Origin of the sequence: Psychrosphaera saromensis, assembly GCF_002954545.1 — a bacterium.
Taxonomy (GTDB): domain Bacteria; phylum Pseudomonadota; class Gammaproteobacteria; order Enterobacterales; family Alteromonadaceae; genus Psychrosphaera; species Psychrosphaera saromensis.
In genome coordinates, this window is the sequence record NZ_MSCH01000003.1 from 2,332,108 (window position 1) to 2,355,050 (window position 22,943).

The window sequence follows — 22,943 nt, forward strand, 5'->3', positions numbered from 1 at the left end:
GTTACTGAAAACGTGTAAATATCTGTAATTGTCATAAGAGTTTCTTTTTCTATTTATAAAAATGAAATATTTAAACCGTAAGGTGATGTTACTGTTTAAACTTCTTATATAAGTAAAAAATGTCTATTACCTCACGTCGTAAATTTTTGCAATTATCCGCTGGAAGTGCCTTTGCCTTAGCTGTTTCTACCTCGTTAACGGGTTGTGCGGCTCTGCAAAAAAAAGCGCTAACCAGTGTCGAGTTTCACCATGGTGTTGCTAGTGGCGATCCACTCAGTGATGCATTAATAATTTGGTCGCGGGTTAATACCAAAGAGCCTACAGCAAGAGTTGGGTGGGAGCTTGCATCCGATGTCGCTTTCAGCAATATCATTAGACGTGGCACAGAAAGCACCGATAAAAGCCGCGACTTTACATTAAAAATAGATGTGCAAGAACTCCAACCTAACACCGAGTACTTTTACCGCTTTATTGGACTGGACTCATTTAGTCCAATAGGCCGCGCTAAAACATTACCTGTTGGCAATATTGATCAAATAAAAATGGTGGTCGTGTCTTGTTCAAATTATCCTGCTGGATATTTTAATGCTTATTCAGACGCAGCCAAACAAGACAAGTTAGATGTGGTTTTACACCTTGGGGATTATATCTACGAATATCCTATGGGGGGTTATGCAACTAAAACGGCTGAAAAAATTGGCCGACAATTAGCGCCTGATAACAGTGGTGAAATCATTACCTTAAGTGACTACCGTAAACGTTACGCTATTTATAAAACGGATAAGGGCTTGCAGGCATTACATGCCGCTGCGCCTTTTATTGCGGTATGGGACGATCATGAAGTCACGAACGATACTTACAAAGACGGTGCAGAAAATCATAATGAAGGAGAAGGTGACTTTTTAAAACGCCGAGCTGCTGCAATACAAGCGTATTACGAATGGTTGCCAATTCGTCCACCTATGGGTGAGCAAAATCCACAAATTTATCGTTCATTCGACTTTGGTAATTTACTTAGCTTACATATGTTAGACACTCGTGTTATCGCAAGGGACAAGCAATTAGCTTATAGCGATTACCGAGACAAAACCACGAAACAAATGGATATAACCAAATTTGTAAAAGACTTAAATGATCCTAAAAGGCAGTTGCTTGGTCATAGCCAATTAAGTTGGTTAACCTCGGCTATTAGTAACTCTAAGGCAAAATGGCAAGTCTTGGGTCAGCAAGTATTAATGACCAAAATGTTGATGCCAACCGAGATGTTTTCACAGTCCGGCAGCGCAGAAGTATTAGCGGTATTGGCAGAGCTTGCAGAAATAAAACGAGATGTATTAGCGCAGAAAACGGTAACGGCAGAGCAGCTTGCTCGAGTTAACTCGTTAATGCCATACAACTTAGATGCGTGGGATGGTTATCCTGCAGAACGTGAAACCCTGTATGACAGTGTATTAGGGCTAAGTAAAGAGACAAATAAAAAGCTCGTTGTTGTTGCGGGCGACACACACAATGCATGGTCTGGTACATTAAAAGATGCGAAGGGCAATCATATTGGTGTTGAGTTTGCGACGCCAGGAGTGACATCGCCTGGGATGGAAGCTTACTTCTCATTGAATACGGAACAAGCGCAAAAAATGGCGAGTGCATTATCTGTATTGATCAATGACCTAGAATACTGCGACTTATCGCACCGTGGTTATATGTTACTTACCTTAACTAATGAGAAAGTAACCGCCGATTGGCGCTATGTCGACAACATTGAATCAACAAGTTACAACATAGTTAACCCGCATCAAAAGGTGTATACAGCTTAGGAAACGTTAACTAAAGAGTGTTAACCAGACAGCTTTAACCAGACGAGTTAATTGGAAAAAGCTAATTGGAAAAAGCTAACTGGAAAAGCTCACAACAAATAATAGGGCGGTTACACAGATTTTGTTACAGGGTCTGGGTAACCGCCTTTTTTATTCTTTTTTCATCAAGCTTTATAGTTAAAAGCAGGTAATAAAAAAGCCACTTTGCAGTGGCTTAATTAAGGTGTTAATGAATAGTAACGTTTAAAGCAAGCTCTAGAAGTTAGAACCACCAAAGTCCATGGAGAATTCAAGTCCAAACATACGTGGTGCACCGGCTACAAATGTTGGATTACCAAACCCGCCGCCAGTATTACCCGCATCTACTAAATATTCTTCATCAAGTAAGTTATTAGCGAATAAACTAACCGACCAATTGGCACTACTTGCAATACCTAAACGGGCACTCATTAAACCAAAACCTTCCTGGCTAATATCTAAACCAGAGATAGGTGCATTTTCCGGTTCAAAAAATACATCTGTACGGTAGCTGTATATTAACGAGCTGGTTAAGTTTAATGAGCTTGAAATTTCAGTGCCATAAAACAAACCAGTACTAAAGGTCCATTCAGGCTGAAGTCTAAAGGTATTACCGGCTAATTGACCATTGTTGCTGTCATCATCAATTTCAGCATCTAGGTAAGCGGCATTAGCAAATACTTCAAACTCATCGCTTAGTAAGGCTCTTACTTCAGCTTCCAAGCCTAAGTTAGTGGCTGAGCCTGCATCAGCAGAGTAAGCAACACCGTCTTCATCTTGTAAGCTAACCTGAAAGTTTGAGTAGTTTTGATAAAACACCGCTAATGAATAATCCAATGTACTTTGTAGTGCTTTACCTTTTATTCCGGTTTCGTAGTTCCAAATAAGTTCAGAAGGGACTTCTGTAACCGATATAGCAGGAGCGCCTTGAGTGTTAGTTGTTGAGCTAACTTCTAACACTTCAGAACGTCGACCTTTTGAGATAGTCGCATAAACATTTGTGGCAGAGTTTATTTCATATAACGCATTAAAACGTGGTAACCAGTCGTCGTAATCAGCTTCTGCGTAAAACGTTTCGCCAGCCGTATCAACGGTGAAAAGTGGCGCTTGAGTTAATACGCTATTTGGCGCATCTGATTTATAACCACTGCGTTTTTCTTCTTTCACGTAACGTAAACCCGCGGTTAATTCTAATGCGTCTGTTACTTTGTAACTTACATCAGCAAAAGCAGAATACGCCGTGTTTTCACCAAAGTTAGTAAACTCAAGTGAATAAGGCAGTACGCTAGCAAGACCTCCTGTTAATACCGGTGTTAACACATTGACACTGCCGTCACTGTTTATACACGGAACACCGCTATTTAAAACACCTAGGCAGTTTAAGAAAATTGATTCTTCTGTGCTAAATGGCACTGCTTGGCTACCATCTTCACTAAAGTAGCTAGCACCAAAAATGCTGGTTAATTTGTCTTGTGTGTAAACGGCACGAAGCTCTTGGCTAAATTGGTCGCCCTCAGCTTCTTCAGCAAACTCTAAAAACCAGGCTTGAGTTCCGTCAGCATCAAAGACTTCTAAAGAATCAAAACTACGTTGAGCGGTAATTGAAGTAACCGTTAAATTGTCATTTACGTTCCAGTTAGCCGTTAAGTTAATGTCATTAACGGTACGGTCTACGCCTAAGTCTTCTTTTCCAAACACTTGTTCAGAAAGTGGAGAGCCTGACATTTCAACAAAACTATAAGGGCTAGTGTCGCCACCTGTTGGTGCATATAAGCCATTTTTGAATGACGTACCTGAGTCGTCATTTTTTTCGTAGGTGTATACCAAGTCAATCGTTACGTCGTTATTTGGTGTAATGCGTAAAGATGGACGGTAAGATACATGCTCAAGTGCATGCATATCTTCTTGCACAAATCCGCCTGCGCTTTGTGAGTTACTATCACCTGCAATGTTTTCTATAAAGCCATCACGAGCACGGTAAGTAAAGGCAACTCGGCCTTGAACTAAGTCGCTACCACCAGTAACAAAACCACTAACATTGTTTGCAGCAAAGTTACCAACAGAGGCTTTTATTTGTGCGGAAAAGTCTTGTTCTGGTTTACGAGTAGCAACACTGATTGCGCCTACTGACGCCGCCGTACCAAATAATGTAGCCTGTGGGCCTTTTACAACTTCAATGCCTTCAACATCAAACAGTTCAAAATAAGAACCACGAGATCGTGATACATCGACTCCATTATAATAAATAGATACGCGAGGAGATGACTGAGAAGAACCACTGTCAGAGGTAATACCGCGGATAACAAAACCTGGATTATTTGGGCTTTGTTCTTGTATCACTAATCCTGGAGTGATGTCAGATAATGCATCTAACTCGCCAATTCCTAAGCTTTCAAGAAAATCACCATCGTAAGCACTGATAGTTACAGGTACATCTTGAATAGACTGTGCACGTTTTTGTGCAACAACGACTACTTCCTCTAACTCTTTAGCTGCTGTTTCATCTGCATAACTGTTTACTGTAGTAGCACACAATATAGCTAGAGATAATTTTGTTAGTTTAGTAAGAGGGCGGAAAGTTGATTTACTACTTGTCATTTTAAATCCGATTAATTGGTTAAATTTATTGTCATCAAAAGGTTAACTAAGTTATGCGAATGTTTTGTGGCTAAAAAATGACGGATTTATTAAACCACATTGCAAATTTATGAAATTAAGATGTTAGTGGTTTATTTGAGGCTGTTTAGCGACGTTGGCTTTATTTAGTGTGTTTTTTTGTAAAGTGATTGGTGTCTGCCGTGGCAATAATGGCGGAACTAAATTTGGTTTTAAAATCGTAATTTTTCATATTTATGCTTGTGCTAAATGTGTTTTAATTTACTCTACAATTCTCAGATTAGTTAAAGAGATGTTAATGAATTTAAATCAAGTAACATTACCAGTAACAAATATGGATGCGGCGGCCGAGTTTTATTTACAACTTGGGTTTACTCAAATTGTCGATACTCCACACTATGCTCGTTTTGAATGTCCAGAAGGTAATGCAACGTTTTCACTTTCTTTAGAAGATGTTAGTTATTCAAATGGTGCGGTTATCTATTTTGAGCATGAAGCGCTAGATGAGTGGGTCACTCTGATTAAATCTAAGGGTATAGAGTTTGAGCAAGAGCCAACAGAGCAAAACTACTTATGGCGTGAAGCCATATTGTACGACCCATCAGGCAATAAAATTAAATTATACTGGGCTGGCGAAAACCGACTCAATCCACCTTGGCGTGTAGAAAAATACGCTAAGTAAAAAGGTAAGAGCTAATGACAAAAACTAAATCTTCAAAAAACACAAAGCGAACATTGATACAAGCCTGGTTAGCTATTGTCACTGCATTGTTAGTTTCAAGTTGTGTTAGTTGGATTGCACCAAGTGTTAAGTCTGAGTTAATAGAATTACAAGCCGGTGAATATCAACTCGACAGCCAACATGCGGCATTAATATTTAAAATTCAGCATTTAGGATTATCAACTTATGTAGGGCGTTTTAATAAATTTGATGCGCAGCTCAACTTTGATCCTAACAATATGGCCAATGCGTCATTAAATGCCGTAGTGGATATTGGCTCTGTTGATATCAATAATACTGAGCTAGCTGAAACCTTGCAAAATGATACCTGGTTTAACAGTGCAGTTTTTCCGCAAGCGTCATTTACCAGCCACACAGTGACCGTTATATCCGATACCCGTTTTAACTTCTCAGGCGATCTCACATTTAGAGGTGTTACTAAACCTGCGACCTTCACCGCAACATTTCAAGGTGGAGCGGATAACTGGATGACAGGGAAGTACACAATTGGTTTTAGCGCCGTTAGTCAAATTAAACGTTCTGACTTTGGCATGGACAGCTACATTCCCATTGTTGGTGACGACATTGATTTAGAAGTGTATGCCGAATTCCTCGACACTAGTAAGTAGCCCGTATTTAAGTGGCTAAATAGCTTATAGGTGTGTGTTTTTCTCACCCTAAAATAGTGAAAACAGAATATTAACGGCCTTGTCTTTTGTTTTTCACAATTTAGGCATATTATTTAGAAGCTTAAAGTCGTAGGATGGCTATTCGAGTATATTTGGTTCCTCAACAACGTTAACTAATAACTTCGGTCTCTTAAATGAGATGTTAGAACTACAAGGGAAGTTTCGTGAATAAATTACTGTTAATTATTAGCTGCATCATATTTTTAAGTGCTTGTACAACAAACACTCAAACTGCTCAAACCTCACAAGTTAATGCTCCTGAGTATTTAAACTTAATTGGTAACAAAGACGAAGTCTTAAACTACTGGGTAGTTGATAAGTCGGTAGCGCCTAAATACCCAATAAGTGCAGGTGAAGACAAGGTGTCTGGCTGTGTTGAATTTTCATTGATCATTGACTCCAACGGTATGGCAGACGATCTCATCATTGTAAAATCCTTCCCAGAAACCATGTTTGATAAACCAGCGATAGATGCAATTAACAAATGGATCTGGCTTCCTACTGAAACCAATATGAATAAACAAACCGTAGCAACCACCATTCAATTTGATTTCATAACAAAAGAACCGGTTAACGAAAGTGAAGTTTATGAAGCTTGTCGGATATAAACCGCACCAATAAAATTGATGCATTTTACTTAGGATTAGCTATTTAAGACTCGCTATTTAAGACTAGCTATTACGCTTAAATAGTTGGTTTTTACTGGCGTAAAACCAGGTAAGCACCAGTAACAATAAAGTAATAATAACCGCGATAGGCTCAAATGCATTGCCTAGTAACTCGCGGTATTTTTTTGCCCAAAATAAAGCAAAAAAACAGTGAGCCGTGAGTACAAATCCACACCAAAAATTAAACAGCTGAGCCCATTTCACTTGCTTAAACCCATACCAGGCTAAATTACCCAAAAAGATAGCAAACACTAACAATACCGTTGGGATAATAAAGTGCTTTCCAATAATGAATGTCTGTAACACCGCAACCGATATTAATATCGCAAAAGTAGCTAGTAACCAATCAAGGCCATGACGTAATTCTAGTTTTTTCATTATTTCACCCACTTAGTTAAATTTAAAATATATCTATTTAGAAACTTTAGCCTTTGTAAATTATAGAAAAATTAGACGTTTAGCAAATCAACAGTTTTGCAGTTTTAAGTTAACTGACAAGTGTCATTAAGGTGGCTGCCTCTGTTAGTTACAGATTAACTCAGGTGGGTGTTTCCGTTATTTGTGACCTTGGGTAAAAAGAGTGCGTCAACTGAACTCAAATAAAGGTGGGACGCTACGTTATACGCCGTTATTACGTTACTTGAATTCAAATTTAATTTAACATTTATGTTTATATGTTACGTAATGTATATTTGGTTTAAATAAATACTAAGAGAAAATGAGCAAACTACATGAAAAGATTATCAGTCTTAATATTTACCGTTTTACTTTCCTCATGTACATCGCCATATCATGCAAATACTAATGCTCCTTTTGATGGTGTTAAATTTGATAATATTGAGCCCTTTGAAGATAAAGGTATATTTGATCTGCTGAAGTGGAGAATAGGGAGTATTAGTGAATCTACTCCTTGGCCAGATAAAATTGACTCCAAGCAATTTAAACCTTCTAGTCAAAGATCAGTAAAGCCAATTATTACTGTAATCAACCATGCATCAGTTCTTATTCAGGTTGATAATATAAACATATTAACCGACCCTCATTATTCACTCAGAGCTTCACCTGTTCAATTTGCTGGCCCTAAGAGAGTTATTAAACCGGCAATAGCCTTTGAAGATTTACCTTCAATTGATATCGTTCTTATATCTCATAATCATTATGACCACCTAGATCTTGATACACTCAATCGCTTAAATGATAGAGACAGCCCCCAGTTTGTTGCAGGGTTGAAAACGAAGTCATTTTTAGAAGATAACGGAATTAATACCGCCGTCGATCTAGATTGGTGGCAAAGTATAACCACTAATAATACTAAGATTACTTTTGTTCCCTCACAGCACTGGTCGGCTAGAGGCATATTCGATAAAAGAGAAATGCTTTGGGGTGGGTTCTATATTGAAAACACTTATAAGATCTACTTTGCTGGAGATACAGGATATGGGAAGTTCTTTGAACGAATTAAAGAGAAGCTAGGTGCACCGGATCTTTCGTTAATTCCAATCGGTGCTTATGAGCCTAGATGGTTCATGAAAGATGCCCACCTTAATCCAAAGGATGCTTTACAAGCATTTAAAGATCTTGAGAGTAAAAAGATGATAGGGATTCACTTTGGGACTTTTAAGTTAACTGATGAAGGATACAATGATCCAATTGAGACTCTTCAAGAAGAAATTAAGAAATTAAACATGGATCCTCTAAAAGTAATTATTCCTACTTTTGGAAAGCCATATTCAATTTAGGTTTTATTATAGTCAGTTCATTGAGCATCAATAAAATAAAGGGCGGTTATTGTGATAAATAGCTCTGAAGCCCTTTAATATCTTCAAAAAAACAAAAAAGCGACCTAAGTAAAAAGGTAGCTTTTGTTGTTTAATTATTTATAACTTACTTGATGGCACTCGTTACAAACGAGCATTCATAGGGAATTAACTTAAAATTGCTTTTACATTTTTTAAGTTATCCCATAAATGGTGTTGACCAAAGTACATTTCAGGTGGCTTTATTGATGGGTCTATTAATTTGTTAATGGCTAATATAGCCCCACGAACACTATATTCAGTTGTGAAAACTATCCCATCTGGTATTTCAACAAATTGTCCTAACAGCGCAAAGTTTTGCGAGCCTTTAGGGACAACAGGAGGTCTGTCACCTTCGGTTCTAGGTAAAAACTGAGAGATCCCGTAGGGTAATCTACAAGGTACACAGTAAGATGTTTCAAGAAGTTCTGTTTTTTCGCTTTCGTTTAGATCTCCCCATAAATGTCCTAAAAGCTCTTCTAAAATTTCTTTTCCAGTACATTCATACATAGGTTTTTTTACAAATTGACCAATATTATCTTCACCTAATGCTGAAACCCAAATTACACAAGTATCTGCCGCTTGACCTGGGAAAAAAGGCTGGCGATAGGTGTGTACATGCATTATCCATGGAGATTGTGTTAAAGGTAAGGGGCTTTGTACTCCCATTTGTCGTTCAACTAACCATTGGAATTTTCTTTCAAAAAGGTTTCCTCTAAAAGTTACGGTAAAGTGCATCATTCTAGAAAGTGAAACGTCACGTAAATAACGGTCTGGTCTACCTAGGTCTGTTTGTTTTGATGCTATGTTTTGCCATAATTCGTAAGCTTCGCCTGGTTTTTCTACCGGTGTTGTAGATACAGGCTCATCATGAGAACCATAAGAATGATTAGAAACAATTGAGCCGATTGTCAAAAATGCTTTGTCTTGTGGTCTAACCTCTATTGAATCTAAGGTTTTATCTTCTGCATTTTTTAAATGTAAGCGTTCTACCCAGCGTTTATCATCACTTTCTTTAAAATCAACATCCGTAATACAAGTATTATAATGTATTTGAACGCCTTTTTTTGTTATGAGTTTAATAGCAGGTAGAATGAACGAATGGTAGTTTGTGTAACGTGTACGTTCTAAAGAGGTCATTTTATCCATATCAGACATACGGTGATAAAATAGTTTCATGTAACGCTTCATCTCTATCGCAGAGTGCCATGGCTGAAAAGCAAAAAGAGCACGCCACATGTACCAGTAATTACTCTTGAAAAAGTCTTCACTAAAATAATCAGTGATTTTAGCATCCGCTGGTATTTTAGATTCTGGTATTTCTATTAATCGAGCCATTTGAAGGGCTTCAGTAGCACCTAATCCAAGATCGTGTCCAGTATCTTTCTCTCCGTTTGCATGTAATAGACGAACCACAGTGTCCATATTGCATTCTTTAGCATTAGCTTCATAGTCGTCCAGGCAAGACCCAAGTTCGTCATAAGGTATTAATGACCAAAATTCTTTGGTGCAGCAATATACTTTATCTTCGTACATACGGCTGCCTCGCATTATGTAAACAGGCTTGCCATCAACCATTTTAAAAGACGCATCCATTGACCCACCGACTAAATCAGTTTCAGTGTTTTTTTCAAAAATGTGAATGTTTTCTGGGTTGAAGCCAACTTTCTGCACTAAGTAAACTGCAGCTGATAAGGAACCTAATCCTAATCCGTTTAAATAAATTTTAGAATTGCTCATAGTATGTACTCCGTTAAAGAATTATTTAACAATAAATAAAAATATACGCTTCGACTTTTTTCAGTCAAATGTTTGTTTTAACGAATTAAAGTTTAAATGATATAGAACAACTTAAGTCAGTTTTGAGAGAAAACTGTTTGCATAGCTTAGCTTTTTGTAGTCCAGTTATTAAGTTAATTAGATGCTCACAAAGAACAACAATCAATGAGAGCAAAGCGCCTGATTTTGCTCTGAATTACGAACTATCAATGGGGGGAGGTTCTGACCCCTATGGATTCAAATAAGAGAATAGGGGGGAGGTTTAGATTTTATAAAAGTGGGAGCCTCTATTAAGCTTTTTCTATTTTCAATCTTAGCTAAATTTAAAATAAGGCATAACTAATTTATTAGCATCAATGGATGTCTCCATTATTTAATTGTGGAAATATAATTTGCAAATATTGCAGTTAACAAAATTAAAACCGCAAACCCTTTTAAAATTGCTTCAAACCGACGATAAACATGCTCATTATTGCGTTTATCGTAATGATCAATAATGCCTAGAGCTAAATAAGCAATACCAACAATAAGAGCAGAAAATGCAATATAGATAGCATTCCCATAGAGAGTGACCTCTCCCTGTCTATAAGCTAAATAAAGCTCACCTTTAAATAATCCATATCCACCGTATGCCAAAAGAACAATAATTAGAATCAACTTCTCTATTCGCTTTTTAGTCGGGATATAGTTGGGAATGTAATCTTTATCTTTTACTTGTTTTTTATACATAATAGTTACGCAAAGCCTTTTTGAAACATAATAAATTTGAGTACCAGCTCTTGTTTAATTGAATAAAATAAAGAAGAGGGTGCTTCGTTATTTCTGACAATAAAATGATTTTTCTTTGTTTATAAAATCTCTCATTTTATTGTAGGCAACTTCAACATCACCGCGCATTGAAGGGTGTTTCCAAGGGGCAATCCAAGCTTTATTTTTATTGGAATAATATGGCGCGTTATTTGGTAAATCAGAGTTAACTTCTAAATCAAGCAACCAAATTAAAATATCATGTGTTGCCAATGGAACTATAATATTAGGTTTTATTAGCGCTATTTGTTTTCTTAGGAGTTCTTTGTCGTTTTTTGCGTAGGCTGAAACATGAGCCATATTAGCAGATGAGCCACCGCTAGTTTTTTTTAAATTGATCAATGCAATGCGACTGAGTGTATCTTTTAGATATTTTTTATTATTTATTATAGAAAAATCTGGGAATTGATCTAACAACCCAGCAGCCCAACGAGCTAAATTGTGCAAATATGAATATTTAGGTCCTCGTTGTGCAAGATCACGCATATCACCACCAGGCCAGTCATTTACCTCTTTTCCAATAAATAGAATTTTCAAGCACTCATCTTTATAAATTTCAGGTCTAACAATTCCATCTTTACATATCCTTGTAGAACATATGCCAATATTTTTATAATGCTTTTCCCAATCATTCCAGATGGATTCCATTGAATTCCCGTGTTATTTATCGAGCTAACACCGTTTTAAGCGGCAAACTGCAGTTGGCTAAAATAAGTGAGGCACGAACAAAAAGCCAACTGTAATTTGTCCGACTTGAAAACCCTTGTTAGGTTGCTAGTTTATTGCTTCTTTGTAACTCTACTAGATCCATTAAGGCTTTTGTATCATTTGCCAACTCCAAAAGACGAGCAGAAACTGCCATTTGTATATCTGATGCAAGAGCTAAAACGTTACTGACTTCATCATCAGGATATGTTGGTTCTATAGCATCTTCTGAGAATCTACGAGCTACTTGCTCTATCCCTCCATGTGTTAAATCATGAAAAGATTTCAGATTAAGATCAACAGTTTCTTTGATCCATTTTCCGGCAGGATCACCTGAGCTTTCAATAGCGCTAACCAGTGTGGGGAAATTAGGACATTTTCCGCCAATAAACTTTTGTATTTCACTTTTTGTTGCGACCTCCAACAGCCAAACTCCTCGAACGTAAGACTCTAGAAGTGGTCTGCATAGTGATAACGAAGGACCTGGAAGGTTGGACTCTACCAATACGATTATAGCGTCACCGATATCAAGAGAATGCTGAAGCAGCGAGACACCATACAATTTCATCTCACGTTTGATACTTAATTCATTTGTGTTTTCATGAACCCACTTCATCACATACTTCGAGTAGCCAAGTTGCCGAGCTATAGTCATGGTATTGTCAACCTAACAGCTTATTTGCAAGAATTCCTGTTAAAGGAAGTTATTCGCAGGTGGTTTTATTCTGCTAATAAATTTTTATTTCATTATACGAATAACTTAGCAGCTGATTTATGCATAAACAAACGTTTTTTGTTTTGGTTTTGCTTTTATCTCTTGCTCTAACTCCCGATTCAAAATATCTGTGTTAAATATAACTTTTCTCAAATCAGTAGGGCATGGATGCCCGATTGAGGAAAATGTTCATGGACGAATGTTTTTCCGTATTTGATGATAAAAGTTATATTTAATACAAATAGATATTTGTTTACGGGCGGCTTTTTGGCCTACCTTTTTGGCTGTTGAAAAAGGTATGGTCGCCGCAGGCGAAATAAGAACTTTCAGAATATAGTGGAACTTTACAATTAACACCAAACCACTGGCCGACAGGCCAAAAAAACCTACCCAACTTTTAGGTATTAAAGTTAAAGTCCGCGTTGCCACTCTTCCCTAAGCGGTATCATATTCGGTGTATTAATCGCCGTTTGCACTTGAGCCAACAAAGCTTGTTTGTCTTTACCCAAAATACCTTTTAATACTAGGTAGTTTGACGCGTGGTCGGAACGGAATATGGTTTTATCCAGTTCTAAATGAGTCAGCAAGGTTTCCATTTCTTTAAATAAACCAAGTTGATTTGGCAACTCAAAGCCGTTGGTGAATTTCTTAGCAAAGCGTTCTTGGCCAAGAGGGAAGGACACTACTAAGGTAGACAAATACTCAGGCTGAGTTTGGTTCATTAACTTAGCGGAGTTAATCGCATGTTGTTCGCTAAACTCTTTACCGCCTAAGCCATTTAAAATCATGACAGAGCGTTTAATACCCGCTTGTTGTAACTTATCTAATGCCACTTTGGATGAGTCAAAGGTCTCACCTTTTTCAATAAGCTCTAACACTTCATCATCGCCACTTTCACAGCCAATGTAGACTAATGAAAGCTTTAATTGTTGAAGTTCTTGCAGTTGTTCTACGGTTTTATTGGTTAAGTTTCTAGGTAAGCAATAAGACGAGATACGTTGTACGTCTGGGAAGGTTTGGTTTATTAACTCACAAATCTCTTTTAAGCGTCTAAATGGCAAGGTTAAAGCATCGCCATCTGCCAAGAAAATACGTTGAACGGGCATGCCTGAACGCTTTATAGCCATCAGTTCTTGCTCTATGTCTTCAAGTTTTTTAGGTTTGAATTTTTTCTGCTCTTGAGTATACATGTCACAAAAGGTGCAATTATTCCAAGAACAGCCATTGGTCACTTGTAATATAAGCGACTTCCACTCACTAGGTGGACGAAACACAGGTTCAATATATTTTAGTGGATACATGCTTAACCCTAATTTAACTTCTCAACATTCACTGCTCGCAACTCGAACCTCGAACCTCGCAACTCGAACCTCGCAACTCGAACCTCGCAACTCGAACCTCGCAGCTCGCAGCTCGCAGCTCGCAGCTCAAACCTCGCAACTCACAACTCGCAACTCGCAACTCACAGCTTAAGTATACGAATCTTCTTCTTCCGGTTCAGGCTCGTTCTCGTCGCCCATGAACACACCCCAACCGTCAGAGTAACCTTGGTTTTTCTCGGCGATTTTTTTGAATTCTTTTTCAAATGCAGTGATGTTTTCGTAAGTAACCATCATCACTTTTGAAACTTGCAGTTCAATGGCAATGCTTGAGTTACCGCCGTGATCGTATTTGCGACTTTCAACTTTGACAAAAGGTTCGTCGTTTTCAATTCTGGCCATAAACCGTTTAGCGACAAGATCGGCGTCTGATTCGTTGTCGAACAAGGCGAAAAAATCAATTACATATTCTTCACTGAAATCAAATTCAGCATTGGCCATATCTTGTAATATTTGGCCGGTATCATCGTTTGGAAAATTCATTTTTATCCATTATTGTCCGCATTTATACGGAAATTGTAGCTAAGTTAGTGGTTTGACCCAAGCGGTATTCCTGCAACAGGGCGAATGTTACCATCTTGTTGATTAAATACGTTTGCTTATTGTCGATTGGTTCTTATTCTATCAGGTATCAAGGTTGAACTGGTTGTTCTGTACGGATTAATATCTAATCCGCCCCTGCGTGTATAACGGGCGTAAACGGTTAATTCGCTTGGTTTACATAAGGCTTGAATGTCGGTGAATATACGCTCAACACATTGTTCATGAAATTCGTTGTGCATTCTGAACGAGATTAAATAACGCAGCAGCGACTCATGATCAATTTTTAATCCTGTGTAGCTAATAACAATACTTGCCCAATCTGGTTGACTGGTGATCAAACAGTTAGACTTTAATAAATGACTGTTTAATTCTTCAGTCACTTTTATATTCGTGGCATCTAACTGCAGCAGTTGATTGTTAAAGTCGTAGTTATCAATTTCAATATCTAACTCGTCAATGTTATTGCCATTAAGCGCGGTAACCTGAAAAGGCGCGACTTGGTCGACAGAAAGTAGATCAACGTCAACGGCTTGACCTGCACATTGGCTTAAGTCTTTTACCATAGCGCTTTGTACGTCATCCCAGTTAGCAAATTTAGTCTGGTTAAAGCTGTTTAAATAAAGTTTGAACGATTTACTTTCAATTAAATTTGCACTGGTTGCTGGCACTACAAATTCTGCAATGGCGACCACAGGCTTACCTTTGGCGTTTAACCAGCTTACTTCGTAACCAGTCCATAGGTCGTGACCATAAAACGGAAGTGGGTTACTTAGGTTTAAATCGTCTCTATTTAGGCTGCGCGGGACGGGTTGTAGCAGTTTTGGATTATATTTTGTCTCATAAGCGGTTTGTTTGCCAAGAGTCAGTTCATCTAACGCGCCAGTTTCTGTATACTTTGAAGTCATAGGGTAAACAATATCAAGTTTGAATAGCTGTATTGTAAAGAATATAAATTTAAGTGGAAGTGGATATGTCTAAAATTGAATTATTAAATCAAGCTTGGGAAGATTTTATTGGAAAATGGCAAGCTCTTGCGGAGCAAACTGGTTATCCAGAAATAGAATCAGATCCACAATGGCCGTCTGAGTGTGAGTTTGTTGTTAATGCTGGCAGCGAACAGGAAAAAACATGTTGGAAACCGGTTAAACAGCAAGACACGCTAAAGTTTGAAAATGTAGAGGAAGCGATTAACTTTACATTGGATGAGCAGTACAAGCAGTTCTTCTGTCTTTATTATGCGGATAATTTAAATGCGGAGCATGCGAATGGGCCTTTGCAGTTTTTACAAGCATGGTCACAGCCTGACTTTGAGCGTTTACAGCAAAACTTAATTGGTCATGTGATCATGAAGACAAAGCTAAAACAACCACCAACGTTATTTTTTGCCGTTACTGATGAAGACGATCTTAACCTGGTTGTGGTTAACGACGGTGGTGAAGTTTGGTTGGAATATGTAGGGAAAGAACCACATAAGAAAGTAGCTGACAATTTGACTGAGTTTATTGGTCAGTCGACGCCAGTACTTTCCCCATTGTAATGACCCTGTAACAGATGTAGTTGCTTAGCTTTTAAGCTATAAGCCTCAAAAGTGAGGCTTTTAGCTCAGCGACTTCTTGTTCTAATGTTTGTACTCGCTGCTCTAATGTTTGTTTCTCATCATTGGTCACTTTAGTCGTTTCATCTAATGGAATATCTAGGCTAGGGTTGGCGCGCCATTGTTGTAAGCCTGAGATAACCGTTGGCATAGGCGTACCTTTATCCGCACGACTTTTTATTAACGCAATTGAAGGCTCTTTACCTTGCTGGCTTAACGTTTGGCAAATTCTTATTATTTCTGCAGTATTCATATCTTTATAATTTTCTATTTTTTTAGTGTTCGTTTAGGTATTCGTTTAGGCATTAGTCTAGTTGTAAATTTAGTGGTTAATTTCACTAATTAATTGTTAATTTCGCAAGTTGCCAAGGTTTTTATTTGTTTAATTGTTAAAAATGCCATAAATAACAGTGAGTTACATTGTGGTTTTGATTTTGCTAAATAAGAGTAAATACCAATTATTCAATAATAAAGTCGAGACAACTATGAATCAAACATTTAAAACATTACTTATCGCTTTACCACTTACGCTTTCATTAACCGGTTGTGTAGTAGTCGTAGGCAACGACGACGACTCAAGTACTGAATGGAAACAAGTACAGGAATTAAATAAAACCAATATAACGGCTCTAGAAGTTGGCGCTAGTTTAACAGATATAAAAACAAAAATGGGTACGCCAAACATTAACGAAGCATTTAGTAAAAATAACCAACAGTACCAGGTTTTGTTTTACCGCACTCGTCACAAACACTCAGACGGTGAAACCACCAAAGATGAATGTACGGCATTAATTTTTGAAGATGGCCTGTTAACGTCCTGGGGTGAAAAAGCGTATCAAAAGCTTTAATTGTGTTTAGTTGATACAAAAGATCTAATACAACAAACATAAAAAAACCGAGTTAGTTTCAACTAGCTCGGTTTTTTCTTTATATTCTTGTTACAAAAAACAGTTTTTGTTAATTCTTAAGATGTTCAAAATCAACATTTTCAATGTTTTTACCTGCGTCTTTATCGGCAAATACATCGTAATCAAATTCTTTTTCCGATGTAGCAACCACACAACTCACCATACAATCGCCAGTTACATTAACCGCAGTACGAGTCATGTCTAACAATCTATCCACACCAATAATCAGCGCAATACCTTCTACCGGCAAGCCAACTTGTTGTAATACCATTGCCAACATAATCAAACCAACACCAGGAACCGCAGCCGTGCCGATAGACGCTAACGTTGCTGTTAATACCACCATTAAGTAATCACCTAATGCTAAGTCAACGGCAAATACCTGTGCAATAAATACAGTTGCGACACCTTGCATGATAGCGGTGCCATCCATGTTTAAGGTGGCGCCCATAGGCAAGGTAAATGAAGCAATTGAGTTTTTAACACCTAATTTTTTAGTGGCGGTTTCCATAGTAACAGGCAAAGTTGCACCTGAGCTTGAAGTACTAAAGGCGAATAGAGCCGCATCACGCATTTTTCTAAAAAACATAACAGGGCTTAAACCGGTAAATACTTTTAATAACGAGCCATAAACGACAAAGGCATGTAACAACAAAACAAAAACAACCAAAAGGAAGTATTTAATTAAACTGGCAATGGTTTCAAATTCTAATGTGGTAAATAACTTAGCGAGTAAGAAGAACACACCATAAGGCGCGACATTCATTAAAATAACGACTAGGCGCATAATAACAGTATTTAAGTCATTAAATAATGATGCTAAACGTTCACCTGCTTTACCCGCTAGCGCCATAGAAACACCAAACAGTAATGCAAACACAATAACTTGCAGCATGTTACCTTCAGCCATTGAGTTTATCGGGTTGGTAGGGAACATATTAATAAGTACTTGAGCAAATCCAGGCGCTTCTTTCGCAGCATAAGCTTGGTCAGTCGATAGGTTTAAACCTTCGCCTGGGCCAATTAACAATGCGAATAAGATAGCAAGGGTAATTGCGATAGCGGTGGTCATTAAGTACAAACCAATTGACTTACCACCTAAGCGCGCTAATTTGCTGGTGTCGTTTAAGCTACAGGTTCCTACTACTAAGGAAACAAAAACCAGAGGAACAACGATCATTTTTAAACTGGCAATAAATATACTGCCACCAACGTGGAATAAACCATTTACAAAAAAGTCATTGATAGAAAGGTTGGTAATACCTAAAGGAATTACAAAATCACCAGATGTGCCAAATAATGTTTGTAAAGTCACGCCGGTAAAAATCCCTGCGAACATACCTATTAAAATACGAGCCGTCAGCCCAAACTTCTGCTTTGATGCTTGTTTTGTCATTTTTAATTATTCTTATTTTTTTAAATTCGCCCCGAGTATAAACAAGTCAGTTAAAAATGTAGAGCTTTCTGGCTACCGACAGTGTGAAAATTGTTCACCTGTTAACTTATTTAGCCAATTTTAGTTATTTTGAATATAAAAAAACGACCATAAGGTCGTTTTAGTTAAAGCGATTGCATTGGGTAAACTCAATCGCTTTCTATGTTTATCTACATAAACGGGGAATTAACTTACTAGCTGTTAGCTTCCTAGCGTTGGAATTGGTAAACCGAACCAAGTTTTAGAATTTGAGTTAGTTCATCCAACGCCGCACGAGTTTCTATAACCAATAGTGGGTCTTGTAAATCTGACTCGCCAAGTTCATCTCTATAATGTTTATCTACCCAAGTATTTAATGTGGCAAACAAAGAGTCAGACATTAAAACGTTTTGATTGGTCGCGGCTAATTCCTGTTCATTTAAAGCAACACGTAATCTTAAGCAAGCAGGACCTCCGCCATTACGCATACTTTGTTTAACGTCAAAGTATTTAACATGTTTAATTGGCGTGTTTTGCTTAAGAAGCTCTGCTAAGTAGCGAGATACCGATTCATTTTCTTTACATTCCATTGGCGCGATAATGGTCATTTCACCGTTACCGGTATCCACTAACTGGGTATTGAACAAATAGGTTTTTACCGCTTCATCAACACTGACTTGTTCAGTACTGACTTTTATAAAGTGGAATTCTTTATCCGAGGTTTTCGCAAACTTGGACTGTATCTCTTTAAACTTTTCAGCGGTATTTAAAAAGGCTTGCTCATGGTAGAACAACACGTTTTGATTACCGACTGAAATAACGTCGTTATGAAACACACCTTGGTCAATCACATCTGGATTTTGTTGCATATACACAACACCAGATTCATTTAATTGGTGTAACCGTGCAACGGCTTGACTCGCTTCAAAAGTGTGACGGGCAGGGTATTTTTTTGGTGCCGGTTTTGATGAGTCAAATGCATGTTTTCCATAAACAAATAATTCAACACCAGCTTGGTCGTACTCACCACATAAACGCGTGTGGTTTGCCGCGCCTTCGTCACCAAAATGATCGTTATCTGGTAAATGCTGGTGGTGAGCAAAGTGTTGTTCATTATTAAACATGGCTTTAAGAATACGGCCACTGGTTTCTGGCTCTAACGAACGATGAAATTTATTGGTCAGGTTGGCCGGTGTAAAATGGACTTTTTTATCAGCGGTATCGGCACTTGGCGAAACCGTAGCGGCATTCGCTGTCCACATACTTGACGCAGAATACACAGCTCTTAATACTTGTGGGGCTTGTTTAGCCGCTTGTTGAAGTACAGACGCGTCGTTACCACTAAAGCCTAATCGGCGCAGCGCATCTAGGTCTGGTCTTTCATGTGGAGCGAGCACACCTTGAATTAAGCCCATGTCATGCAGGGCTTTCATTTTCTGTAGACCTTGTTTGGCCGCAGATTTAGGATTAGATGAGTCTTTTGCATTACTTAACGATGCAACATTACCGACAGATAATCCGGCGTAGTTGTGAGTTGGTCCAACTAAGCCATCAAAATTAGATTCAAAGTGTTTCATTATTATTGCTTCTCCATAAATACATCTGGGCACGATTTACATTTTTATTCACAAAAAATATTCGTGTTTATTTTTAATTAGACTAAGTTTTTAGGAATTTAATTAAATAAAAAAAGATTTTAAATTAAATTCATTTATTTTTTTTACTGGTTAATCTTCTGCAAAGCCTTGTGCCACTAGGGCTGATTAACTTAAAAGTGTTTATATTATACGCAGTTAACGCAAAAAATCTCACTTTGATGAAGAAATAGATAGCGGTTTTGACTTGAAGTCGAATAGAATCGCATATATATCTTATTACTTAGTATAAGTACGCAATTTACCCAATGAGCGATTGAGGAATTATGGGAAAGTCTCTGGTCATAGTCGAGTCACCAGCAAAAGCAAAGACCATCAACAAGTATTTAGGCAAAGATTTTGTCGTTAAATCAAGTGTTGGTCATATTCGTGATCTCCCAACCTCAGGTGGTAATAAAAAACCAGCTGAGCGTGTGTCAACAAAAGGGTTGTCGGTAGAAGAAAAAGCAAAATTAAAGGCGAAGAAAGATAAAAAAGCGCTTGTCACCCGTATGGGAATTGATCCTGAAAACGGTTGGGCTGCGCAGTATCAAATTTTACCCGGCAAAGAGAAAGTCGTTGCTGAGTTAAAGAAATTGGCTGCCTCGGCAGACCATATCTATCTCGCAACGGATTTGGACCGCGAAGGGGAAGCTATTGCTTGGCACCTGCGGGAAATCATTGGCGGTAACGAAGATAAATTTAAGCGTGTTGTTTTTAACGAAATAACCAAAAGCGCAATTAAACAAGCATTTGATAAACCTGGTGAGTTAGACATTCATCAAGTGAATGCACAACAAGCGCGTCGATTCTTAGACCGCGTTGTTGGCTTTATGGTATCTCCACTGTTGTGGAAAAAGATAGCTAGAGGTTTGTCGGCAGGTCGCGTTCAGTCAGTAGCAGCTCGTTTAGTTGTTGAACGTGAAAGAGAAATTAAAGTCTTTATTCCTGAAGAATTTTGGCGTCTTAATGTTGATACGTTAACCGCTAAAAAAGAACAAATATTATTAGAAGTTAATAAACAAAAAGGGCAGACCTTTAAGCCAACTAATAAAGCACAAATGGATGCGGTATTAGCGGATATAGAAGGTAAGTCGTTCAAGGTTTCAAACCGAGAAGACAAACCGTCTAAAAGTAGACCGTCTGCACCGTTTATTACATCAACTTTGCAACAAGCTGCAAGTACACGTCTAGGTTTTGGTGTTAAGAAAACCATGATGATGGCGCAACGTTTGTACGAAGCGGGTCACATAACTTATATGCGTACCGATTCAACAAATCTAAGCAGTGAAGCGGTTGGTGCTTGTCGTATGTTCATCCAAAGTGAATTTGGTGAGAACTATTTACCGCCTGCACCTCTTAAGTATGGCAGTAAAGAAGGCGCGCAAGAGGCTCATGAAGCGATACGTCCGTCTAGTGTTGGTATGAAAGCCTCACAGCTAGTTGGTATGGAACGCGATGCTGAACGTTTATATGAATTGATCTGGAATCAGTTTGTTGCTTGTCAAATGGTACCTGCAGAATATGACGTTACTAACGTAACGGTTACCGCAGGTGACTTTGAATTAAAAGCCAAAGGTCGAGTGTTAAAATTTGACGGTTGGACTCGAGTACAAACGGCTGTTAAAAAAGCCAATGATGACAATGTTGAATTACCAAACGTAAGCGTTGGTGATGAATTAGACGTTACTGAAATTTTACCTAAGCAGCACTTTACTAAACCAATAGCGCGTTTCTCAGAAGCCAGCTTAGTTAAAGAATTAGAGAAACGAGGCATAGGTCGTCCATCGACATACGCTTCTATCATTTCTACTATTCAAGACCGTGGTTATGTACGATTAGATAATCGTCGTTTTTACGCTGAAAAAATGGGTGAGATAGTTACAGACCGTTTGGTTGAAAACTTTACAGAATTACTTAACTACGACTTTACCGCTAAAATGGAAGGCCGTTTGGATGAAGTAGCTGAAGGCGATTTAGAGTGGAAAAAACTACTTGATACCTTCTATGCAGAATTCCAAGAAAACTTAGCGCTTGCTAATGCTGAAACAGAAGATGGCGGAATGCGCCTGAATGAGCCTGTTGAAACAGATATCGAGTGTAGTAAGTGTGGTCGTCATATGAATATCCGTACTGCAAGTACTGGTGTTTTCCTTGGCTGCTCTGGTTATGCATTACCACCAAAAGAACGTTGTACTAATACAATGAACTTAACGCACGGTGATGAAGCTGAAAATGTGTCGGATGAAGAATTAGAAACCGAAGCATTGCGTCAAATGAAGCGTTGTCCAATTTGTGAAACCGCAATGGACAGCTATTTAATTGATGAAACCAGAAAAATTCATATTTGTGGTAATAACCCAACTTGTTTGGGCCACGTAGTTGAAAAAGGTGAGTTTAAAATTAAGGGCTACGACGGACCATTAATCGAATGCGATAAATGTGGTTCTGATATGCAGCTTAAATCTGGCCGTTTTGGTAAGTACTTTGGTTGTACTAACGAGGAATGTAAAAATACTCGTAAGTTATTAAGAAGCGGCGAAGCGGCTCCACCAAAAGAAGATCCTGTCTTTATTAAAGAATTACCATGTCTTAAGTCTGACGCTCATTTTGTGTTACGAGATGGCGCAGCAGGTTTGTTCTTGGCGGCTTCTACTTTCCCTAAATCAAGGGAAACAAGAGCGCCGTTAGTTGAAGAGCTTGCATTGTATCGTGACCGCATCAGCCCTAAATTTTATTATTTAGCGGATGCACCAGCTCAAGACCCTGATGGCAAGAAAACGGTTGTGAGATATAGTCGTAAGACGAAACAACAATATGTCATGACGGAAAATGATGATGGTAAAGCGTCAGGTTGGAGTGCTTGGTTTACTGATGGTGAGTGGGTCGTTGAAGACAAACGTAAAAAACCGAAAGCTAAAGCCAAGGCTAAGCCAAAAGCGAAAGCTAAACCAGCCGCTAAGAAAAAAGATTAGTTAGCACTGGTTACAAATATGCGAAATTAAAAAAGGCTTCCCACGGGAAGCCTTTTTGTTATTTTGTTCACTCGTCACTCGTCACTCGTCACTCGTCACTCGTCACTCGTCACTCGTCACTCGTCACTCAAAACTCGCCACTCGAAACTCGAAACTCGCCACTCGCCA

20 protein-coding genes are annotated in these 22,943 nt (G+C 38.3%); 8 read left to right on the plus strand and 12 right to left on the minus strand.

Annotated features, from left to right (window positions below; genetic code table 11):
* The first annotated feature begins 119 nt into the window (after window positions 1-119).
* Window positions 120-1,814 carry an alkaline phosphatase D family protein gene (locus BTO11_RS10565; RefSeq protein ID WP_105052567.1) on the plus strand — a complete coding sequence of 565 codons (1,695 nt, stop codon included), beginning with the start codon at window positions 120-122 and terminating at the stop codon, window positions 1,812-1,814.
* Between the two features lie 255 nt (window positions 1,815-2,069).
* Here the strand turns inward: BTO11_RS10565 and BTO11_RS10570 are convergent, their stop codons facing one another.
* On the minus strand, window positions 2,070-4,430 hold the full coding sequence (locus tag BTO11_RS10570; protein ID WP_105052568.1) for a TonB-dependent receptor: 2,361 nt from the start codon (window positions 4,428-4,430) through the stop codon (window positions 2,070-2,072).
* A 316-nt stretch (window positions 4,431-4,746) separates the two neighbouring features.
* On the opposite strand from BTO11_RS10570, the gene BTO11_RS10575 reads away from it, so the two are divergent.
* The 3 genes from BTO11_RS10575 (at window position 4,747) to BTO11_RS10585 (ending at window position 6,466) form a co-directional block, all read left to right on the plus strand.
* On the plus strand, window positions 4,747-5,130 hold the full coding sequence (locus BTO11_RS10575) for a VOC family protein (protein WP_105053735.1): 384 nt from the start codon (window positions 4,747-4,749) through the stop codon (window positions 5,128-5,130).
* Between the two features lie 14 nt (window positions 5,131-5,144).
* Window positions 5,145-5,798, plus strand: a complete 654-nt coding sequence (locus tag BTO11_RS10580; RefSeq protein ID WP_105052569.1) for a YceI family protein — start codon at window positions 5,145-5,147, stop codon at window positions 5,796-5,798.
* Window positions 5,799-6,022: 224 nt separating this feature from the next.
* Window positions 6,023-6,466 carry an energy transducer TonB gene (locus tag BTO11_RS10585; protein ID WP_229793393.1) on the plus strand — a complete coding sequence of 148 codons (444 nt, stop codon included), beginning with the start codon at window positions 6,023-6,025 and terminating at the stop codon, window positions 6,464-6,466.
* Between the two features lie 63 nt (window positions 6,467-6,529).
* Here BTO11_RS10585 and BTO11_RS10590 read toward each other — a convergent pair whose 3' ends face one another.
* The gene (locus BTO11_RS10590) at window positions 6,530-6,904 is read right to left on the minus strand and encodes a hypothetical protein (protein WP_105052570.1); all 375 of its coding nucleotides are present in this window, start codon (window positions 6,902-6,904) and stop codon (window positions 6,530-6,532) included.
* A 353-nt stretch (window positions 6,905-7,257) separates the two neighbouring features.
* Between BTO11_RS10590 and BTO11_RS10595 the strand changes: the two genes are divergently transcribed.
* On the plus strand, window positions 7,258-8,265 hold the full coding sequence (locus BTO11_RS10595) for an MBL fold metallo-hydrolase (protein WP_105052571.1): 1,008 nt from the start codon (window positions 7,258-7,260) through the stop codon (window positions 8,263-8,265).
* 186 nt (window positions 8,266-8,451) lie between these two features.
* Here the strand turns inward: BTO11_RS10595 and BTO11_RS10600 are convergent, their stop codons facing one another.
* From BTO11_RS10600 to queF, 7 genes are all read right to left on the minus strand, one after another.
* Window positions 8,452-10,062: an oleate hydratase gene (locus tag BTO11_RS10600; RefSeq protein WP_105052572.1), complete on the minus strand. Its 1,611-nt coding sequence runs from the start codon at window positions 10,060-10,062 to the stop codon at window positions 8,452-8,454.
* 408 nt (window positions 10,063-10,470) lie between these two features.
* Window positions 10,471-10,830: a hypothetical protein gene (locus tag BTO11_RS10605; protein WP_105052573.1), complete on the minus strand. Its 360-nt coding sequence runs from the start codon at window positions 10,828-10,830 to the stop codon at window positions 10,471-10,473.
* A gap of 87 nt (window positions 10,831-10,917) precedes the next feature.
* Complete coding sequence (locus BTO11_RS10610) at window positions 10,918-11,556, minus strand: hypothetical protein (RefSeq protein ID WP_105052574.1); 639 nt, start codon at window positions 11,554-11,556, stop codon at window positions 10,918-10,920.
* A gap of 118 nt (window positions 11,557-11,674) precedes the next feature.
* The gene (locus tag BTO11_RS10615; RefSeq protein WP_105052575.1) at window positions 11,675-12,268 is read right to left on the minus strand and encodes a DUF6988 family protein; all 594 of its coding nucleotides are present in this window, start codon (window positions 12,266-12,268) and stop codon (window positions 11,675-11,677) included.
* A gap of 470 nt (window positions 12,269-12,738) precedes the next feature.
* Window positions 12,739-13,629 (minus strand): radical SAM protein, encoded by an 891-nt coding sequence (locus BTO11_RS10620; protein ID WP_105052576.1) that lies wholly within the window; start codon window positions 13,627-13,629, stop codon window positions 12,739-12,741.
* A gap of 168 nt (window positions 13,630-13,797) precedes the next feature.
* Complete coding sequence (locus tag BTO11_RS10625) at window positions 13,798-14,190, minus strand: ribonuclease E inhibitor RraB (RefSeq protein WP_105052577.1); 393 nt, start codon at window positions 14,188-14,190, stop codon at window positions 13,798-13,800.
* A 116-nt stretch (window positions 14,191-14,306) separates the two neighbouring features.
* Window positions 14,307-15,155 carry an NADPH-dependent 7-cyano-7-deazaguanine reductase QueF gene (gene queF / locus BTO11_RS10630; protein ID WP_105052578.1) on the minus strand — a complete coding sequence of 283 codons (849 nt, stop codon included), beginning with the start codon at window positions 15,153-15,155 and terminating at the stop codon, window positions 14,307-14,309.
* Window positions 15,156-15,220: 65 nt separating this feature from the next.
* Here queF and syd point away from each other — a divergent pair, with 65 nt between their 5' ends.
* Window positions 15,221-15,787 (plus strand): SecY-interacting protein, encoded by a 567-nt coding sequence (syd, locus tag BTO11_RS10635; RefSeq protein ID WP_105052579.1) that lies wholly within the window; start codon window positions 15,221-15,223, stop codon window positions 15,785-15,787.
* A gap of 31 nt (window positions 15,788-15,818) precedes the next feature.
* On the opposite strand, the gene BTO11_RS10640 is transcribed toward syd, so the two are convergent.
* Window positions 15,819-16,097 carry a hypothetical protein gene (locus BTO11_RS10640; protein WP_105052580.1) on the minus strand — a complete coding sequence of 93 codons (279 nt, stop codon included), beginning with the start codon at window positions 16,095-16,097 and terminating at the stop codon, window positions 15,819-15,821.
* Between the two features lie 232 nt (window positions 16,098-16,329).
* On the opposite strand from BTO11_RS10640, the gene BTO11_RS10645 reads away from it, so the two are divergent.
* Complete coding sequence (locus BTO11_RS10645; protein WP_105052581.1) at window positions 16,330-16,692, plus strand: DUF3192 domain-containing protein; 363 nt, start codon at window positions 16,330-16,332, stop codon at window positions 16,690-16,692.
* Window positions 16,693-16,801: 109 nt separating this feature from the next.
* Here the strand turns inward: BTO11_RS10645 and BTO11_RS10650 are convergent, their stop codons facing one another.
* On the minus strand, window positions 16,802-18,148 hold the full coding sequence (locus tag BTO11_RS10650; protein ID WP_105052582.1) for a dicarboxylate/amino acid:cation symporter: 1,347 nt from the start codon (window positions 18,146-18,148) through the stop codon (window positions 16,802-16,804).
* 248 nt (window positions 18,149-18,396) lie between these two features.
* On the minus strand, window positions 18,397-19,743 hold the full coding sequence (astB, locus tag BTO11_RS10655; RefSeq protein ID WP_105052583.1) for an N-succinylarginine dihydrolase: 1,347 nt from the start codon (window positions 19,741-19,743) through the stop codon (window positions 18,397-18,399).
* A 344-nt stretch (window positions 19,744-20,087) separates the two neighbouring features.
* Here astB and topA point away from each other — a divergent pair, with 344 nt between their 5' ends.
* Complete coding sequence (gene topA, locus BTO11_RS10660; protein ID WP_105052584.1) at window positions 20,088-22,775, plus strand: type I DNA topoisomerase; 2,688 nt, start codon at window positions 20,088-20,090, stop codon at window positions 22,773-22,775.
* Window positions 22,776-22,943 lie beyond the last annotated feature (168 nt).